General features: G+C 43.5%; 16 protein-coding genes. 11 read left to right on the top strand and 5 right to left on the bottom strand.

Going from position 1 to position 18,940, the window contains the following annotated elements; translation table 11 throughout:
• Positions 1–14 precede the first annotated feature (14 nt).
• From MHB56_RS01770 to MHB56_RS01760, 3 genes are all read right to left on the bottom strand, one after another.
• Positions 15–812 (bottom strand): ABC transporter permease, encoded by a 798-nt coding sequence (locus MHB56_RS01770; RefSeq protein ID WP_341143192.1) that lies wholly within the window; start codon positions 810–812, stop codon positions 15–17.
• A gap of 24 nt (positions 813–836) precedes the next feature.
• Positions 837–1,874 carry an ArsR/SmtB family transcription factor gene (locus MHB56_RS01765; protein ID WP_341143191.1) on the bottom strand — a complete coding sequence of 346 codons (1,038 nt, stop codon included), beginning with the start codon at positions 1,872–1,874 and terminating at the stop codon, positions 837–839.
• A gap of 503 nt (positions 1,875–2,377) precedes the next feature.
• Positions 2,378–2,896, bottom strand: a complete 519-nt coding sequence (locus MHB56_RS01760; RefSeq protein WP_076128304.1) for a MogA/MoaB family molybdenum cofactor biosynthesis protein — start codon at positions 2,894–2,896, stop codon at positions 2,378–2,380.
• Between the two features lie 165 nt (positions 2,897–3,061).
• Here MHB56_RS01760 and MHB56_RS01755 point away from each other — a divergent pair, with 165 nt between their 5' ends.
• The 11 genes from MHB56_RS01755 (at position 3,062) to MHB56_RS01705 (ending at position 15,476) form a co-directional block, all read left to right on the top strand.
• Positions 3,062–4,081 carry a CobW family GTP-binding protein gene (locus tag MHB56_RS01755; RefSeq protein WP_076281690.1) on the top strand — a complete coding sequence of 340 codons (1,020 nt, stop codon included), beginning with the start codon at positions 3,062–3,064 and terminating at the stop codon, positions 4,079–4,081.
• 91 nt (positions 4,082–4,172) lie between these two features.
• Complete coding sequence (locus MHB56_RS01750; protein ID WP_036688030.1) at positions 4,173–4,520, top strand: four-helix bundle copper-binding protein; 348 nt, start codon at positions 4,173–4,175, stop codon at positions 4,518–4,520.
• Positions 4,521–4,730: 210 nt separating this feature from the next.
• The gene (locus tag MHB56_RS01745) at positions 4,731–6,281 is read left to right on the top strand and encodes a response regulator transcription factor (RefSeq protein WP_248548758.1); all 1,551 of its coding nucleotides are present in this window, start codon (positions 4,731–4,733) and stop codon (positions 6,279–6,281) included.
• Between the two features lie 200 nt (positions 6,282–6,481).
• Complete coding sequence (locus MHB56_RS01740; RefSeq protein ID WP_076184463.1) at positions 6,482–7,444, top strand: ABC transporter permease; 963 nt, start codon at positions 6,482–6,484, stop codon at positions 7,442–7,444.
• Positions 7,445–7,462: 18 nt separating this feature from the next.
• Complete coding sequence (locus MHB56_RS01735) at positions 7,463–8,332, top strand: carbohydrate ABC transporter permease (RefSeq protein ID WP_076128315.1); 870 nt, start codon at positions 7,463–7,465, stop codon at positions 8,330–8,332.
• Between the two features lie 29 nt (positions 8,333–8,361).
• Positions 8,362–10,035, top strand: a complete 1,674-nt coding sequence (locus MHB56_RS01730; RefSeq protein WP_340391902.1) for an extracellular solute-binding protein — start codon at positions 8,362–8,364, stop codon at positions 10,033–10,035.
• A 75-nt stretch (positions 10,036–10,110) separates the two neighbouring features.
• Positions 10,111–11,853 carry a sensor histidine kinase gene (locus MHB56_RS01725; protein WP_280753112.1) on the top strand — a complete coding sequence of 581 codons (1,743 nt, stop codon included), beginning with the start codon at positions 10,111–10,113 and terminating at the stop codon, positions 11,851–11,853.
• Between the two features lie 3 nt (positions 11,854–11,856).
• Positions 11,857–13,152, top strand: a complete 1,296-nt coding sequence (locus MHB56_RS01720; RefSeq protein ID WP_339168200.1) for an ABC transporter substrate-binding protein — start codon at positions 11,857–11,859, stop codon at positions 13,150–13,152.
• A gap of 142 nt (positions 13,153–13,294) precedes the next feature.
• Entirely contained in the window at positions 13,295–14,239 is a 945-nt protein-coding gene (locus MHB56_RS01715; RefSeq protein WP_076128324.1) for an ATP-binding cassette domain-containing protein, read from the top strand.
• 14 nt (positions 14,240–14,253) lie between these two features.
• Positions 14,254–14,967: a hypothetical protein gene (locus MHB56_RS01710; RefSeq protein WP_076128327.1), complete on the top strand. Its 714-nt coding sequence runs from the start codon at positions 14,254–14,256 to the stop codon at positions 14,965–14,967.
• 44 nt (positions 14,968–15,011) lie between these two features.
• Positions 15,012–15,476 (top strand): hypothetical protein, encoded by a 465-nt coding sequence (locus tag MHB56_RS01705; protein WP_038571625.1) that lies wholly within the window; start codon positions 15,012–15,014, stop codon positions 15,474–15,476.
• Here MHB56_RS01705 and MHB56_RS01700 read toward each other — a convergent pair.
• A complete protein-coding gene (locus MHB56_RS01700) occupies positions 15,468–16,706 on the bottom strand; it encodes a winged helix-turn-helix domain-containing protein (RefSeq protein ID WP_076194710.1) in 1,239 nt (412 codons plus the stop codon). The genes MHB56_RS01705 and MHB56_RS01700 overlap by 9 nt on opposite strands.
• A 108-nt stretch (positions 16,707–16,814) precedes the next feature.
• On the bottom strand, positions 16,815–18,902 hold the full coding sequence (locus MHB56_RS01695; protein WP_076184457.1) for an ABC transporter ATP-binding protein: 2,088 nt from the start codon (positions 18,900–18,902) through the stop codon (positions 16,815–16,817).
• Positions 18,903–18,940 lie beyond the last annotated feature (38 nt).

The following is an 18,940-nucleotide window of genomic DNA, read 5'->3' as shown; positions in this document are numbered from 1 at the left end:
CCCTCTCCAAGGTTTTAGAATCGTTCGAACAACCCGCGCTCTATGCGCCGGTTTGTCCATTGACCAACCGTTATGTATACAACACTAAGCAGTATGATTGGCCATATATCAGGTAATCGTAATGCTTCTCCAGTTAGCAGCGAGCCTCGAAGGAGTTGTAGCGCATAGGTCAATGGAAAGATCTCACCTATAGCCTGCAAATAGTCAGGCAAGTATTGCCTTGGAAACTGAAATCCACACAGTAGAGCAGTTAGTGTAAATAGAGTATTTTGCACAATGAAGGTGTCCCTTGTATAAAGCATAATGCTTCCTAGCACCAGCGCCATCGCATAACACGATAGTAAAAACAGCAAAATTCCCACGAGGACAGATATGAAGTGAACAGAGGGGAGTCGAAGTCCTGCCAAAAGGCCAAAGAAGAGAACCACCAGCAATTCCGCCCCACTTCGATACAACTGCTGGACTGCGTTACCTAGAAAATAACCGCTCCGGCTTGAAGGGGAGAGCAACAGTGCCTCAAGTGTACCTTCCCTCCATTCGGTAATAAGTGCCCTGGATACATTCATCATCATACTGACGGAAAATATACTGAGCATACCTCCAATAATTACATAGGTCAGATAGTCATCACTGCCACTATAGATAGCAAATTTTGAATCTATATCCCCTTTGATTAGATACACATAAGAAAAATAAGAGATGATGACTAGATAAACTCCATCAATAATGTGCCCGAATGTAAAGGTCCAGGGAAAGGCTCTAAGATTAGATTTTTGGTTTCTTTTTAGGGTTGCGATAGCGATATGCCACATATGTACTCACACCTTTCGTTAACCTCATTGTTCAAGGTACTGCCTTTGCAGGATGAGCAGATTATCAAAGACTTCTTTGTTCACTGAATAAAATAAATAGTTCCCTTTTCGCTGTGATTGGGTAAATCCTGCTTCACTTAGTTGTTTTAGCTGTTTAGAGACCGCAGCTTCAGAAATACCCAATATTGGCGCAAGCTGCTTGGTACAATGCGGCCCTTTCCACAGCAGTTTCAGAATTCGCATCCGCGTATCATCACTTAAAGCTTTGAGTTGGCGCAACAGGTCACTCGGCGGTCCCTCACTAAAGGCAAGACCGGGAACATCCACCGTGAGAGGCAAAAATAAAGTGTCTTCGAACCAGCCAACAAGCAGATGCGGAAATATGAATGTAGAAGGAAAAACGTACACTTGTCCAAGCTGGTCATAAGGAAAGTAATACGTTACAGCCTTTTGTACTGTCAGAGTCCCGTTCTCTGAGAGGAGGCGTGGGTGGAGCGTATTTAATGCCTTTTCCGGGGAACGACTGGCTAAGTCTTGAAACTGAGCGGCTGAGATGTTCATAAATGGTTCGATATAGTCCCATTCCTGCCCGAAATAATCATGTTCGTATGTAATTAATGTTGAGATTAACAGCTTGCGAACACTAGCCAGATTGTTTATCAGGTACTTCACGTTTCCACTCAACTTCATCAGCGAACGTTTGCTTTCAGATTCATTCAGCCATTCGACTATGGTACTTAGTGCAATTTCTTGATTCATAAATGGATACACTAGCTCTGCATCCGGAAGTTTTTTGAGTAGGGTGATTCCTTGATTGCAAGAAATAGGGACACCCATACGGTCCGGTAAATCTAGCAGAGCGATCCAACGTTCTGACAACTGCCCAAGTGTGTGGATGTTCTCCTGTAGAGCAAGAGGCATTCTTTTCTTGAGCTCCAGAGCCCATTGTAATCTTGTTGGATGGTGTTCTGGTTGATGGAAGACATGCAGACTGCATAATAACTCATGAAAAGGACTGACGACCGTTTTGATCTTTCGATTTAAAGTTTGGAGTGAGCTCATCTCTTTCCTTTCCGATTAACTGTTTGGTTAATCAAAAACCACTTTCGCGTAAAGTGTTCAAAATTATAGGGGGAATGATCAGGATTGTCAAATCTTTTATGCAGAAAAAAGCGAGAGCACATCCCCATGCGTTGGACAAGGATGTTTCTCTCACTTATAGGATTCTTTTAATAGAGTTATGAAGTAGAGTTTTATCTTCTGCCTCTAGGCATCATGGAGTTATCGCACATGATATCTTTAACAGAATAGGTGTAGCAATGGCGAGGAACTGGGACACAGTGATGGCGTCTAACGATTTCTACCGGGTGAATAACATTCACAACTTGAGGGTGGTAATAATCTTGATAAACCACCTTAGGTGGGTCAGTGACAGTTTGGGCCGGACATTTTGGACATTCTTCTGACATTTCCTTCAGCTCCTTTGTGTGTGAACTTACCGTATTATACGCACAGAACAAAGGTATGCTTGGTTATTTGTCTAGTTTATAAAAAAATGGGTGGGATTATTGTTTGTATATCTCTCGCATTACATGACGAAGCTCCGGGATAATTAGCCGTTCCATAGCCAATTTAACGGCTCCAGTGGAGCCGGGCATAGAAAAAATAGCTGTGTTGCCAATCGTACCTGCAATTGCTCGACTAAGGATTGCCGCCGAACCTATATCCTCTGTGTAGCTTAACATTCGAAAAATCTCACCGAAGCCCGGCAGCGTTTTATCCAGCAAGGATGAAACAGCTTCGTAGGTGGTATCACGGGGAGAAATTCCTGTTCCACCCGTGAGCAGTACGGCTTCAACTCCAGTGTGATCAGCGTTTTTATAGAGTAGTTCACGAATGTCTTGATAGTTGTCTTTGATTATGGTACGGCCTATAACTTCATATCCGGCAGCCTCAAGCATGGATTGGATTAAAGCTCCACCGGTATCGGTTTCGGTAGTTCTGGTGTCGGAGACGGTAATGATATAGCAGGATACGGATTGTGGTGCTTCCTTCCGATGTTCTTCAACGGATGACAATGAGATCAGCTCCTAAATTAGAGATGTTCTCATGATAGGGTATGGAGGAAGCAAAGACAAGTTTCGTTATCCAGCGCTAATCTTTTGAGGTTATAGGGATGCCGCTTGCGTGCTTTGGCATCATGTAGTAAACTCGCTACCATACCCGTAATTTGCAAGGAGCGATGAATCATGGAACAGGTTGTACCTGTGTATATATTGTCAGGATTTCTGGGAAGCGGCAAAACTACCCTGCTGCAGCGCCTGCTGGAACATTGGAAAGATCAGGGCTTACGCCCGGCAGTAGTGATGAATGAGCTGGGTGAAGTGAATCTGGATGGGCTGCTGGTTGAGCAAACCGTTCCTATGGCAGAGCTGCTCGGCGGCTGTATCTGCTGTTCTATCCGAGGAGATCTCAGTACAGAGCTAACTACTCTTATCAAGAAGGAATCACCGGATGTTGTTGTTATTGAGGCCACAGGTGCGGCGAACCCGCTGGAAATTGTAGATGGCGTAACCGAAACTTCACTGTATCAAAAAGTAGAGCTGAAAAGCTTGATCACTGTCGTTGACGCCGCGCATTTGCTCGAATTGTACCGTGCGCAGCAAGGCGCAACCTATCGACTGATGCAGGAGCAAATTCGCTGCGCCTCTGTTTTGATTCTGAATAAAACTGACCGTGTCTCAGCAGATGAAGCAGAAGAGATCATAACCGTTCTGCGAAAATGGAATTCTTATGCACCGATTATGCCAGCGGAGCGTTGTGAGATCGACACAGAGGAGCTCCTGCGTAGCGCAGGTGGAGTTCTTACGGATTCACAGCTTGAAGAGGGCGACAGTGAAAGCCATGTGCATGAGGAAGCTCTGCAACCTTCAGGAGGCACCCATGCTTCCCACGATCACGTGATGGCATACACACATTACTTCAAACGACCTGTCAACAGCGAGACCTTTGAACAGTTCGTCAAGGAGCTTCCGCGGGATGTTTATAGGGCTAAAGGCATTGTGACCTTTAATGACACCTCCAGTCGTTTTCTTTTTCAATATGCTTACCGTGAAGCTGATTTTATGAAAATCACACCTCAAGGCGAAGTGCCAGACGTAGCTGTATTTATCGGGGAACATTTCTCATCCAGTGAGTTACGCACGAAGCTGCTGGAGATGGAAGGACGTATTTTAGTTCGGCCTGGAACGATCAAAAGAAGCCTGTAATCCGTTCTGCTTCAGAAGAAGCTGTGGTTCATTCCTAATCTTGTAGGTTAATAGTAAGGCATACCATTAAAAATGCAGGAGGTTGAAGGCTATGACCCGAATTCAATATCAGGAGTGCATTGACGCTTGTCTCGAAAGTATGAATGCCTGTAACTACAGCTATGTCTCAAGCCTAAAAGAATATGATCTTGCATCTCTTCGTGAGAGCATGCGGCTCGATCGTGAATGTGCGGATATTTGTTCTTATGCCATTCAAGCAATGACCCGTCAAAGTCCGTTTGTATCTGGAATTCTAAAACTATGTGCAGAAATATGTGAAGCATGCGCGGATGAGAGCAGCAAGCATATACATAATCACTGCCAAGAATGTATTAATGCCTGCCGTAAAGCTGCAGAGGCATGCCGTTTGATTAGCGATGCTGTTGAGGTATATGCGTAAATCGTATAACTTAACTCTCATATATGAACTAATAGCCAGACTGTTGCTGTAGAGATATAGCAATAGTCTGGTTTTTTATATCCAGGTCTGTTTGATTCATGCTATTGGTAGAAAAAAAGGAAACAAGCATGTAGAATGCTAAATACATACAGATTTAACCTTTTACATATTATTGATAGCGCTTACAAAAAAGATTGGAGGAGCAGTATCATGCAAAAGGTCCTTTTAGTTGATGATGAATTTATTATCCTGGATGGCATCTCATCGGTAATGAACTGGGAAGCATTGGGCACAGAACTTATTGGAACCGCGCAAAATGGCTTGGAGGCATTAGAATTAATCAAGCAAGCTATACCTGATATTATTATTACCGATATTCGTATGCCGGGAATGGACGGGCTGGAGCTGGTGGCGACGGTTACAGCGCTTCATCCTGAGACCTCTTTTATTATGCTGACAGGCTTCTCAGAATTCGATTATGCTAAGATGGCGATGCAGTATGGGGTTAAACATTATTTACTGAAGCCGTGCAGCGAAGAGAGCCTGAATGAAGCGCTAAGCGAGGTAGTTCAGAAGCGAGAGGAACGGCAGTACGAGGAGAACTTTATCCTATCGATAAAATATGGACTGGAACGTGTACTTCCACATGCCAAAGAACAATTCCTGAAGGAGCTTGTGACGAACAAGACCTATGGTGTGGAGGAATGGAAATATTTTGGTGAGCTGTTTGGACTGAATTTTCAGAGTCAACGTGTTAGGCTACTGCTGGTAGAGATTGAAGGAGAACATGAATATGAGCATTTGTTCGCGGTCAGTAATATTGCGGGAGATATTTTTCAACATCATATTTTAAGCTCCACCGTAGGGCGGCGTGTTCTGTTATTAATGGAAGATGACCTGTCTGAAGCTGCTTTATTTGAGAAAATAGACAGCATCCGCGCTACCTTTATGAAATATTATCATATTGATCTGACGGCCGCATTAAGTGAACCTGGAGAGCTGACGCAAGTAAGGCGTTTATTCACGCAGACGATTGAATGTCTTAGCCATAGATTTTATCTGGGGGAAGGGAGCTTAATTACAGAAAAAGATATCAGCATTCCAGAGGATGAGGAAGGTCTAGAGCTGCAACTGGATCTCGAACACCTCGTTATGCTCATTAAAGCGGGGCACTGGGCAGATGCTGAATGCGAGCTGCTGTCACTTTTGCATCAACTTCTGAATTTTAGATATGACATTGCCAAGACCAAATCCTATCTGATCCAGATCTTCATGGAGATTATACGTTTGAGTGATCAAAACAAGATGCAAACATATATTGATAAGCTGCCCCGAATGATGGAGACTAGCACGCTCCAGTCTTTTCAGCAGTTTGTAATGAGTATTGCAGAAGAGATTACCCTTGATCGTTATAGCCGCAATCGCAGTAAGCAATCGCAAATGGTGGCAGAGGTAAAGCGTATCGTGGATAGGCGTTATTGTGAAGAGACATTAACTTTGCAGACTGTTGCACAGGAGATTTATATGAATCCTGATTATGTTAGTAAGATGTTCAAGAAAGAAACGGGGGAAAAGTTTACGAATTATGTTATGAAATACCGGATGCAAAAAGCGCTCGAAATCATCGAAGGATGTGCACATTTTACGATTGGACCTCTAGCTGAAGAAGTCGGTTTTGGAGATAATGTATCCTACTTTAGCAAAGCCTTCAAGAAATTCACGGGTTTTTCTCCTTCCGAATATAAAAAAACGGCTCCATAATTGTTTCATTTAAAGATAGCCCATATACCCTACGTACTTGATCGATAAGTACTGTGGGGTATTTTTGTGTGCGAGGACAAAGAGGGTTCCACGGTTTTGAACAAATAATTACCGGATATGAACATGGGGAAAGGACAGCTTTACCTGTAAAGTTATGTGCATAAGGAAGCTAGTCATATTACATACGGGGAGGCCAACCAATGGAGCTTAAGCATCAGCTGCTGACCAAGAAGTCCGGTATGAAACCCGGCAAATGGTCTTATGTGAAAAAAGAACTGCAGCGGAATAAATATGTGTATATCATGTTAATTCCCGTGGTGCTCTTTTATCTGATTTTCAGCTATGGGCCGATGTACGGTCTGCTAATGGCTTTTCAGAAATCCTATAGTCCTATAAAAGGGATTATGGCGGGGCAGTGGATCGGGTTTGATAATTTTAAAATGTTTTTTGAAAGCTACTACTTTTGGCGGATTATTAAGAACACACTGATTCTTAGCTTTTACAGTATTATTTTCGGATTTCCGGCACCCATTATATTGGCTTTACTGTTAAATGAGGTCCGGAATAAGTGGTTCAAAAGCACGATTCAAACCGTTAGCTATATGCCGCATTTCATTTCAGTCGTGGTTGTTGTCGGTATGTTAAAAACATTCTCAGCACTTGATGGCGGGTTGTTTAACGTAGTTCGTAGCTTTTTTGATCTACAGCCTGTGATGTTTCTGGCAGAGAAGGATATGTTCCGGCCACTTTATATTCTCTCCAACATCTGGCAAGGTGCGGGCTGGGCTTCCATCATCTTTTTGGCGGCGCTTAGCGGAATTGATCCCCAATTATATGAGGCTGCCAAAATAGATGGCGCAGGTCGCTGGAAACAGCTTCTGAACATTACCCTGCCGGGAATTATGCCTACTGTCGTCGTTATGCTGATTCTGCGTCTGGGCGCGGTTATGAATTCCGATTTTCAAAAAATATTACTGATGCAGACCGCTCCAACCTATGAAACCTCGGATGTTATCTCAACCTTTGTATACCGTTCTGGGGTGCTGGAAGGCAATTATACGTATTCCACAGCCATTGGATTAATTAACGGGGTTATAAATTTCTCACTGCTTTTGCTTGCCAACTCTATTAGTAAAAAAGTGAACTCCACCAGTCTTTGGTGAGGAACAGGAGGTGAACCTATGCGACGTTCGGCAGGTGAACGTATCTTTGACTGTATTAATGTGTTGCTGTTGTTAGGCATCATGGCTGTATCGATTTATCCGCTCCTGTATGTGCTGAATTCCTCTGTGAGTGATCCGAACGAACTGCTGCGTTCCAGGTCATTAATGCTGCTGCCTGAAGGCTTTCAGCTCGAAGCTTACAAAGCGGTATTTCAAAATTCGAAAATCTATAGTGGATATTTAAATACACTTTTTTATGTAACTGTTGGGACAATCGTTAATTTATTGATGACATCAATCGCAGCGTATTCCTTGTCCAGATCAGATCTTTTCGGTAGAAAAACACTGATGAAGTTAATCACATTCACGATGTTTTTTGGCGGAGGGATGATCCCGACTTTTCTGCTCATTCAGAACCTCGGGATGGTCGATACCCGCTGGGCGATGATTATACCTGGAGCGATTAGTACTTTTTATTTTTTGATAATGAAAACTAGCTTTGAGGGAATACCGATCAGCTTGATCGAGTCGGCGAAGCTTGACGGAGCTAATGATATCTTGATTTTATTCCGAATTGTACTGCCACTGTCCAAATCTATTCTCGCGGTTATGACTCTTTATTATGCGGTTGACCATTGGAATGATTATGTAGCCCCGATGCTGTATTTGCGCAGTCAGGATCTCTATCCGATTCAAATTGTAATGCGGGATATTCTGATTAGCAGCAGTACAGAGTCAATGGGAGCTGGGGTAGATACAGGCTTCGCTATCGGTGAGAACATCAAATACGCCACTATCATAATCTCAACGTTACCAATCATGCTGGTGTATCCGTTTATCCAGAAATATTTTGTTCAAGGCGCTTTAATCGGTGCCGTGAAACAATAAATAACATTTATTTATGGAGGCGATTTTGGGTGAAAAGAAAAATAGGGGCCATGATGTTAAGTTCCGTCCTTCTTTCTACAATGCTGGCTGGCTGTTCAGGCAATAATGATGGAACTAGTGCGGGTAATAAGGCGGGAGATCATAAGGGGAATACTACCGCAACTAATACGCCGGTGGAGAAGCTGACAGAAATTCCACTGCCAATTACAAAAGACGGAATGACGATTAATTACTGGCGTGCCAATGATGGTAAGCTTACCGCTTCTTTGGAGAGTTTTGGTGATATGGCCAGCTATAAAAAGAAAGAAGAGTTGACTGGCATCAAAGTGAAGTTTACGCACCCACCACTTGGACAGCAGAAGGATCAGTTCAACCTGTTGATTTCTACGAAAGAGCTTCCAGATGTCATTTATTATAATTGGGCGGATGCGGTTGGTGGGCCGGAGAAATTAATTGAGGATGGCCGAATTATCCGTTTAAATGAGCTGATAGAACAATATGCACCGAATCTTCGCAAAATCATTGAATCCGACCCGGATGTAAAAAAACAAATCACACTGGATGATGGAACGATCTATATGTTCCCTCTTCTGAAGCTGGATGCGCTGAAGCTGAATGCCACTTCAGGGTTGATTATGCGCAAGGATTGGCTCGATAAGCTGGGACTGAAGCCGCCGACCAACATTGAGGAATGGCATACTGTTTTGAAAGCGTTTAAAGAAAAAGATCCTAATGGCAACGGGAAGGCCGATGAGCTGCCGTTCACTGGAAACTGGGGTCCTGGTGACCTGACGAAGCTGCACGATTTCTCACCAGGGTTTGGGGTAATCGGCGGTTTTCAGATGAATGGGGATAAGGTCGAATACGGGCCGATTCAGCCAGGTTATTCAAGCTTCTTGGAAACGATGGCCACATGGTATAAGGAAGGGCTTATTGATCCGGAAATTATGACCAACGATGGCAAAGCCTTTGATTATAAAGTGACGAATAATTTAGCCGGTTCTTATGGCGGTGGTGTCTTTAGCGGTATGGGCAAATTCTTCAACCTGATGCGCGATACCGATCCGAACTTTAATCTTACAGGTGTACCTTGGCCGGTTTCTCCTAGCGGAACAGCTTATGCTACTTTTAATATGAACAATAAAGTATTGACGTATGGTGAAGCAATCACTACCGGAGCGGATAAGGATAAACTGAAGGATATTGTCCAATGGATGGATTTCAATTACAGCCCACAAGGACATGAATTGTTCAACTTCGGAATTGAAGGTGAGAGCTATGTGAAGGAAGGAGAAGGAATAAAATTCACAGATGTCATTACCAACAATCCTAAAGGTTTGACTTACGATCAAGCGTTAGCCTCATATGCGCTTTCGATTATGGATGGACCCATCAATCAGGATAGCCGTTATTTGGATGCTTTATTGTTCGATGAGGGGCAACGAGAGGCTAATGCTTCTTGGATGAAGGCTAGCTCTGATTTGACGCTTCCTCCGTTTCGTTTGAGCGTTGACGAAGCCAGCAAAAGCACTTCCATTATGAGTCAGGTCAACACGTATCTGAATGAAACGATGACAGCAATCATTAATGGCCAGAAACCAATCTCAGAATTTGAAAAAATGGTGGATACGATCAAAGGAATGGGCATTGAAGAAGCTATAAAAATCCATCAGGCTGCGTATGACCGTTACATGGCTAAATAAGCGGATTAAGAAGACTATCCGGGTTATCCATAATGTGGTATACAAGTTATATTACAGTGACAAAGGAGAGCCCGGATGAAAGTTTATCGGAATTTGAGTATTAAAATGAAGGTGTTCCTGATGATTGTTCTGATACTGATTCTGATTATATCCATGGCGTTCGGTTCTTTATATTATGCCTACTCTATTTATGACAAGCAGCTTTATGACAAGTCGTATCGGCTGCTTAATTTGTCTTCGACTACGATTGATATGGAGCTTAAAAAGCTGGAATCCATGACTTTGACGATGATTGCTGATCGGCAAATTCAAGAAGGCCTTAAGGAATTGCGCAAAGATGATTCCGATTTTACTGGATATGTTACACGGCAGATGATTGCTGATCGGTTATGGACGCATATCAGTATGGACGAACGTTACATTCAGTCTGTACATTTGATCGATTCCCAAGGGAAGGTCAGCAGATACGGAGAGACGATTCTGTTCACAGAGGAGAAATCGGCACGAATGAACCGAGAGGCAGAAGCGGGGAATGGTGCTGTACGTTGGTTGTATCCTGACGATTCAGATCCGATGCTGGTCATGGTCCGAGAAGTGAGAGCTTATGATCCAATGACGCTAGATAAGCTGGGCACGCTCTATTTACGCATTAATATAGGGAGGTTAGCCCAAGATTACGCTGGTGTGGCCGCAGAAGACAGCGATATTATTTTGAAAGCAGGTCAGGAACTGGTTTATCCTTATCGGAAAGTGGCGGACGGTGTAACAGCGGTTTTACAGCCTTTAAAATCAGGGGCTGGATACGAAATCAAAGAGATGAATGGAGAAGTTGCCTTTGTATCACAGAAGCAATCTTCCTACTCTGGATGGACTTACTACAACTATGTTTCTTATAATGATATTTTTGAAAAAACCATTTGGCTGAAGAATACAATGATCATTATATTTGGAATTGCGATTGTGATTATAATTGCGCTAGGGATGAGCTTTGCCCGTAATCTGACACAACCGATTCGCTCGCTGATCAGTCAAATGAAAGAGGTTCAATATGGAGATCTGGACAGTATGGATACTAAGCTGATGGCTCCTCCACTTCAGCAAATGGATGAGGTGGGGTTATTACAACGGACATTTCGTCAGATGATAACACAGATTAACACATTGATCAAAGAGAACTATGCCAACCAGCTGATTATAAAAGAGACAGAATTTAAGGCTTTGCAAGCGCAGATTAATCCTCATTTCCTCTATAACTCACTGGATTCGATCCACTGGTTAGCTAAAAAAAGTGAACATGCACAGATTTCGAGCATGGTTGTCTCGCTTGCTTTTCTTCTTCGGTCATCGATCAGCTTGAAACAAAATGTAATCACAGTCGCGCAAGAGCTAGAAATTGTGAAGCATTATATCACTATTCAGAATTATCGGTTTCAGAAACGTTTGGATTTTCATATGGAGATTCCAGAGGTCTTTAATACTGTCTCTATTCCAAAGCTAACCCTGCAACCGCTGTTGGAGAATGCTATTCAATATGGTGTTGAGACGATGATTGAACCTTGTCAAATTCTATTATATGCTGAACCATTTGATGGCAAGCTAGCGATTGTAGTTGAGGATCGTGGCCCCGGAATGGAAGCAGATTTCCTCAAACGATTACTAAATGGGGAAGTAGAGACTAGAGGCACAGGTATTGGCTTGCTTAACATCCGTGACCGGGTCAGACTTGCCTTCGGTGAGGAATATGGCATTTATGTTGAGAGTACGGTTGGGTTTGGAACAAAAGTCAGTGTTCTTTTGCCGTTCCCGCAGGAGGTGTAGGTGATGCGCAGATTCATACTTAGCTTGGCACTGCTATGCATGATTACAACTCTCGGAAGCTGCGGGCAACAAAAGGACCTTCCACCAGAGAATGCAGTAGAAAAAATTAACCTCCGGATTGCCTGGTGGGGAAGTGACTTCCGGAATAACGCTACAATTCAGGTTATCCAAATGTATGAACAACAGAATCCTCTGGTGAAAATTGAATATGATTACAGCGCCTTTAATGAGTATTGGAAAAAGCTTGCACCTAGTGCAGCAGGCAATGTTCTTCCAGACATTATCCAAATGGATATCTCTTACCTTTCGCAATATGGAACTTTGAATTTATTGCAAGACTTGTCACCTTATATTAAGAGCGGACTTATAGATACGAGCAGCATCAGCGACAACAATCTTGCCGGAGGTAAACTAGGCGAGCAACTATATGGTTTTAATCTAGGGATAAATGCTTTGTACAGTGTGTATGATCCAGAAGTTTTTAAGGAGCAGGGAATTGAGCCTCCAGGGACGGATTGGAGCTGGGAGGATTTTGAGCAGATCGGCGTTACTTTAAAGGAACAGGGGAAAGGAATTTATCTGGGAACTTATCTGACGCCAGAACAGTTTTTTGCTTATTATTTACGGCAGAATGGAGCGTCATTGTTCTCGGAAGATGGAATAACCCTTGGCTATAGCGATGATCGCTTGTTTGTAGAGTATTTCGGACGTATGCAGCGTCTGATGCAGGAAAAACTGATTTTCGAACCTGATATCTGGACGTTAGATGTTAACAAACCGGATCAAGACCCTTTTTACAAAGGGGAAGCATTGCTGGGTTGGGGATATTCTAATCAGTTTATTAGCACTGTTCAGCGTTACGGAAAACCGCTGGCTTTAGCCACCATGCCAGGCCCGCACAATGATCGCGGCTTATTCTTGAAACCAGGGATGTTTTTTTCGATTTCAAAAAGCTCTAAGCAAAAGGAGGAAGCAGCAAAATTCATTAATTTCTTTGTCAATAATCTGGAAGCTAATAAAGTGCTTAAGGGAGAACGTGGCGTCCCGGTGTCCTCAGCTATTAAAGAGCAGATGAAGCCATTTCTAGAGCCAGAGCTTGCACAGGTTTTTGAATATATTGACTGGGTGGAGCAGAATAGCAGTCCGATGGATCCACCGGATCCGGTGGGTGCTTCAGAAGTAACTAGCGTATTACGTCAATTATATGATCTGCTTATGTTCAGCAAAATCACTCCTGAAAAAGCTGCCGAACAGTTCCGCCTTCAAGCCGATGAGATTTTATCTCAGAATATAAAATAAACAAAAAAAGGGGAGAAATACTGGATTGAAAGTAAATTTTAGAAAGGGCTGCTATGGCAGTTCTTTCTTTTTTTTGATTCCTAGAAGAGGAAATTCGTAGGGAACCGGAGAATTAACAGTAGATATGAAGGGAGAATGTTAAGTGGCGAACTTAGTAGATCGTAACTTTGCCGGCGGTAGTATAGGTGTTGCTACTTCCCTAATTGAATTAGAGCAGATCAGTAAACAGTATGGACGCCGACCCGTATTGGAGGATGTATCGTTCACTATTGAAAAGGGAACTGTAACTGCTCTGATCGGACGAAACGGATCCGGCAAAAGTACCCTGTTGTCAATCTTAGCTGGACTTGTCCACATTTCCTCAGGAAAGCTGAGTTGTAAGGATCCAAATCTGAGAATTGGTTATGCACCTGAGATGTTTCCAGGGTTGAAGCTGACCCCAGAACAGTACTTACGAAGTATGGGTCAGATTAGCGGCCTTGCGCCAGTCCTGATCGAACAGGAGCTAACAACGTTATTTCAACTTTTTAAACTGGAGCACTTTCGCAAGCAGTCGATGCTAAATTTCTCCAAAGGAATGCTGCAAAAAATTAATTTGATTCAAAGCTTGTTGGGAAGTCCCTCGTTGCTGCTTCTTGATGAACCTATGTCGGGCCTTGATCTCCCCTCAATGAATAAGTTAGCTGATCTTCTCATCGTTTTGAGAAATAAGGGGACTGCTATAGTCTTCTCTGTACATGAACCCCAATGGATTGAATTGCTTGCGGATCAGGTTCATGTGATACATGAAGGGAAAATTGTAAAGTCAATTCAGGGGTCAGAGAAGCTAAACATAAAACCCTCTACATACATACTATTGTCTAATCTGTCGATTCAGAAACTGCAGCAATTGAAGGAAATGGCAGGTTTCATTTCAATAAATACGTTTAAGGATAGTTGTAACATAGAACGTACGGCGTTGACAGTAACAAGTTCAGAATCAGATACTTTTTTGCGGGTTATCTTGGAGTCGGGTGGTTCAATACAATCGGTAGAACCTCGCGGAGGATCGCATGACTTAGAAAAATGGATGAATCCTAGGAGTTGAACAGGGGGTCTTACGTGTATCCGTTTATCGTTTACATGCTGCGAAGTTATACTCGATCTCAGCGTTATTTCGGCCCGTTAGCAGGGATTGTGATTGCAGTCTTGATATTGTATTCTTATAAGCCCAATCCAGTTATGAATAGCTATGCCGCTACAGCAGTAATGCTCTTTATAAGCTGCGCTTGGATGAGTCTTAGTTTTTTGAATCATGAGCACGCTGTTCATCGGCAGATTGCAGTTGTTCACATGCGAAGTGCGGCTAAACATAGTGCAGGTGGTATCTTAACGCTTGCATTTCTAACGCTGCTGCTAGATCTATTGATTGTCCTTTATCCTTGGGTAACGGGTCATTTTGCAGAATCACCCGGGGGATATCGGTTAATTCTCGCGCTCATAGGACATGGATTATTGGGTATGCTTGGTGTGGCTATTGCCCTATTCTTTCAATCTTCTTGGGTTCAAAAAGGCAGTCATGCGACAGGTATGTTGTTAGCTATCGTTATACTATCACTGGGCGGAGCACAAATCAGCGAAAGTTTGCCTGGTATATTTCATTTTTTGATCTGGTTGTTGCCGCCAGTAACTCCTGTAATGGAGGCCATGATGAAAGCTGATACTTTGTCATTAGCGGAGTTGTTAGGTTCCTTTGCACAAGCATTAGTATATATAACACTGCTTATCGGTTTTTATTTGTACAGATCAAGACAGAGGGATTACAACAAAACATAACTTGTATAGATAAAAGGAACAAGGATACAGAAGTGGGGGAAAAGATGAAGGATACATATGTACCTGAGAGTGAACAATCAAAAGAGTTATTCGCCTATTTTGGACTGGCAGTTTATTATGGACAGGCCCTCGAGCAGCAGCTTACCAACTTGCTATTGCTTACTAAGCTATCACAAGGAAAAACGCCAACAGAAGCAGATCTGACAGACCTTTATCAGCGAAAACTCAGCAATTCACTCGGCCAACTCATCAAAGAAATCCAACATCATTTTCCTTTCTCGGAGCAAGAAACCGCTCAGTTGGAGGAAGTATGGAAACAACGTAATTACATCGTTCATGATTACTTTAAAGAGCGTATACAGGAAACCTTTACGCCTGCCGGAAGGGCTAAAATGATTCGGGAGCTGAAACGTTTTAAAAATAAAGCAAGTAGACTTGAAGTTAAACTGCAAGGCTACTGCACAGAAATGTTCACGAAACTTGGATTAGAGGAGGAAAACTTATTGTAATAATCCTTCTAATCCGCAAGCTGTTACAACCTCTGGTCTAAAATGAACCGAAGAAGCTCTAACACAGCGAGAGAGTGCAGTTAAAGCTTCGCCTAATGCCGGAATCATCTCCGGTGTTAGGCTTTCTCCAGGTTCCCACCACCAATTGTTAATATTCAATGTTTGGCTCTTCTTATCCATCACCGGTTCAAATCTGCCAACAAAACGATCATTATATAATATAGGCAGTACATAGTAACCATATTCTCGTTCTATTGCCGGCTTATAGACCTCCCAGCGGTAATGAAATCCGAATAATTGCCGAACCAGCTCACGTTCCCACAACAAATTATCCAGCGGAGCCAAAACGGCCGCAAATGAATCACGTGGTTGAAGCCCAATCTCTTCAGATTCTTGCAGTATCACAGACTCCAAGGTTGGAGCATCTATACTGCGGATATAAAGCGGAACCTTAATCCCCTCGACCCAAACTTTTCTGAGACTATCCTTCTCCAGCAATCTCTGAATCGCCGCCGCACGCTCTTTGCTCTTCAGTCCGGATATGCCCAGCCATCCGTCTCCAGATTTATTCCATAACAAGCCGATACTTCCTATTCTACGTAACACATACCAATCATGAAATTGTTCTTCCGTGACATTTGGATCGGCTGAACTCAGCAGCTCTGAGGGTAACAAACGTTCAGCGAAATCATAATATCGCCGGGTATGTACACGATGGTGGACAACAATCTCTCCCCAAAAGTACATGCTTTCCATTGCAGCTCGTGATAATCTTGTCGGAGCCCAAGCCCAATCTACTTTTTCCTTTCCGTCTAAATCCAGAGAGGAGAGGGGGCCACGCTTCTGAAGCTCTTCACGAACCTGTGCTACAGCGACCATTACAGGCTCATTAGCCTGATGGTGGGAGGCAGCAGCTGTTCTTCTCCGCTTAAAATAAGGCCAATCCTCTGTACAATAAATTGACATGTTCTTGTCCCAGCCATCAACGAGCAGTCTGTCTTCATACAGAAGCTCTTGGACCAGTTCTGGCGTAAATCCCGGAATCCGTGCCTGGAGGACCAGCTCATGATTATGGCCAGCGATATTAAGGGGGTCATATTGGATGCAGCCTACGTGACGAACATAGTCATAAATACTAAGTTTTCCAGAAGGGATAGCTCCAGCAGTTAACTTTTGATGAGATAGCAGAAAAAGCCTGGCTTGTTTCTTAGTCAAATTATAAGTAAGCATCGTTTGCTCCTCCAAGGTTATGTATTAATTTCCATAATACAGAACATCTGTTCTAAGATCAAGCAGGAAAAAACCCTGAATCACAATGAAGTGACTCAGGGTTGTAAATTACATTTTCTCAAGAGAGGGTTGCAAGTTTCCGAGTGCTGGACGGTTGCTTGCGCCAGCGTTATCGTCAGAGCTGTTAGCAGCAGCACCTACTTGCAGCTGGTACATACGGAAGTATCTTCCGCCAAGCGCCATCAGTTCATCATGGCTGCCGCGTTCTACGATCTCTCCGTGATGCAGGACTAGAATCTGATCTGCACTGCGAATCGTGGATAAGCGGTGAGCGATGATGAAAGTGGTGCGTCCTTTTTTGAGAACTTCCAGCGCATCCTGAATGACGCTTTCCGTTTCTGTATCGATGTTGGAGGTAGCTTCATCTAGAATGAGAATAGCTGGGTCAAAGGAGAGAGCTCTCGCAAAAGAAATCAATTGCCGCTGACCCGCAGATAAAGTACTTCCTTTTTCGATGACAGGTTCATCAAATCCTTGTGGAAGATGAGCGAGTAACTTATCCGCACCAACCTCACGCAAAGCACGTTCTACCCGTTCACGGGAAATTCGTTCATCCCCTAGGCTGACGTTCGAAGCAATGGTGCCCGTGAAGAGGTACGGATCCTGCAGCACGATGCCCATGTGATTCCGCAGCCACTGCTTCGGAATATCCGTAACCTTTTGACCGTCAATCGTAATATCGCCTTTTTGTGGATCATAGAACCGGAACAGCAGATTGATGATTGAGCTTTTGCCGGAACCCGTATGACCTACAAGAGCGACAGTTTCACCCGGGCGTGCTTCAAAGGAGATATCGCGCAGGACGTAGTCTTTTTTATAAGCAAAAGATACATTCTTAAATTCCACTTTCCCTTTGTAGCGTGGCATGGAGCCGTCCGTAACATTCTCTCCAGGTTCATCCATAAGCGTAAACACACGTCCTGCAGATACCATAGAAGTATCCAGGTTCGCCAACTGGTTCACCATGCCTGTGATAGGCTGGAACAAACGTCCGAGCACATCGACAAAGGCATACAGAACGCCTAAGGATACAAAGGTTGAACCAGTAATACTGCCATGTCCGAAATACCAAAGCACCATCACAAAAGAGAGACTGCGAAGTGAGTTCACCAGATTGTGGGACGTGAAAGCATTCAGATTTAACATTTTATTCTGATATTTCAAGTAATCATCGTTCAGGTTCTCAAATTCTGCACTAAGCTGCTTCTGACGGCGGAATATCCGGACGATTGACATCCCCTGAATCGATTCATTAATAATGGCGTTAATTTCACTTAGACGTGAGCGAATGATCGTATTGTATTTGGTCGCAATTTTGCGATAGAGCACGATCCATAACACAAGAATAGGTACAATGAACAAGCTGATCAGACCCAGACGGACATCAAGTAAGAACAGAGCGATATATACGCCAGTTATATTGATAATACCGGTGCTGAAATTGGAGAGGACGGCAATGAATAGATCCTTAATCGCCTCGGTATCATTTGTAACCCGCGACACTACCTTACCAGCAGGCAAATTGTCAAAAAAATGAACGGGTAGTCGCTGGATATGCGCGTATACATCTGTCCGCAGCTTCCGGATTACCTGATTCGCCGAAGATTGCAGCCAATAGGTTTTTCCGAATTCAGCAAAGATGGAGATTACAAGAAAAATAGCATACATTCCGACCAACTGATAGATTCCAGGAAGCTCGGGTTTGTAAAAAGCGAACAGCTCATCGGCCGACAGCTTAACCGCGGGATAGATAACTTCGTTATCACCACGGGTGATATGCATCTCTCCATCGATGAACTTTCGTTCACCGTCAGGCTGTGTTACAGCTTCGTTAATAAAATAGAAACTTCTCCCTGCTTGAAGAACACGAATTTCTTGGCCTTTAGTTTCACCAGGCTCAAAGCGATCGCCGCGTTTGTATAAATTATTGTTATATTCAGCCGCCTTATCGGGAGACGTGGTGCTGAAATAGGGCTTCTCGATGGCCAGCATGTGATTGTCGATCATGCTTTTGGCTATAAATGGACCTGCCAGCTCTGCCGCTACCCCGATTGAAAGCAGCAGAAGGGCTGCGATAAAGGTTTTCTTTGCGGTCAATGCATATTCCAGCAGGCGTTTGCCTGTACTTTGTGTCAACCGTGACACCTCCTAAAATGTTTTGCGTAGTCGTAGCT

It is taken from the genome of Paenibacillus sp. FSL H8-0315 (assembly GCF_038005365.1).
Taxonomy (GTDB): domain Bacteria; phylum Bacillota; class Bacilli; order Paenibacillales; family Paenibacillaceae; genus Paenibacillus_AQ; species Paenibacillus_AQ odorifer.
Note: the sequence above shows the minus strand (reverse complement) of the source record. Positions and strands in the feature narration are given on the sequence as shown.

What these genes read in the sequence shown, in the direction of transcription:
- MHB56_RS01720 (WP_339168200.1), top strand. Translation starts at nt 11,857, where the DNA reads ATGCGCAGATTCATACTTAGCTTGGCACTGCTATGCATGATTACAACT.
- MHB56_RS01770 (WP_341143192.1), bottom strand. Translation starts at nt 812, where the DNA reads ATGTGGCATATCGCTATCGCAACCCTAAAAAGAAACCAAAAATCTAAT.
- MHB56_RS01755 (WP_076281690.1), top strand. Translation starts at nt 3,062, where the DNA reads ATGGAACAGGTTGTACCTGTGTATATATTGTCAGGATTTCTGGGAAGC.
- MHB56_RS01705 (WP_038571625.1), top strand. Translation starts at nt 15,012, where the DNA reads ATGAAGGATACATATGTACCTGAGAGTGAACAATCAAAAGAGTTATTC.
- MHB56_RS01740 (WP_076184463.1), top strand. Translation starts at nt 6,482, where the DNA reads ATGGAGCTTAAGCATCAGCTGCTGACCAAGAAGTCCGGTATGAAACCC.
- MHB56_RS01725 (WP_280753112.1), top strand. Translation starts at nt 10,111, where the DNA reads ATGAAAGTTTATCGGAATTTGAGTATTAAAATGAAGGTGTTCCTGATG.
- MHB56_RS01745 (WP_248548758.1), top strand. Translation starts at nt 4,731, where the DNA reads ATGCAAAAGGTCCTTTTAGTTGATGATGAATTTATTATCCTGGATGGC.
- MHB56_RS01700 (WP_076194710.1), bottom strand. Translation starts at nt 16,706, where the DNA reads ATGCTTACTTATAATTTGACTAAGAAACAAGCCAGGCTTTTTCTGCTA.
- MHB56_RS01750 (WP_036688030.1), top strand. Translation starts at nt 4,173, where the DNA reads ATGACCCGAATTCAATATCAGGAGTGCATTGACGCTTGTCTCGAAAGT.
- MHB56_RS01765 (WP_341143191.1), bottom strand. Translation starts at nt 1,874, where the DNA reads ATGAGCTCACTCCAAACTTTAAATCGAAAGATCAAAACGGTCGTCAGT.
- MHB56_RS01735 (WP_076128315.1), top strand. Translation starts at nt 7,463, where the DNA reads ATGCGACGTTCGGCAGGTGAACGTATCTTTGACTGTATTAATGTGTTG.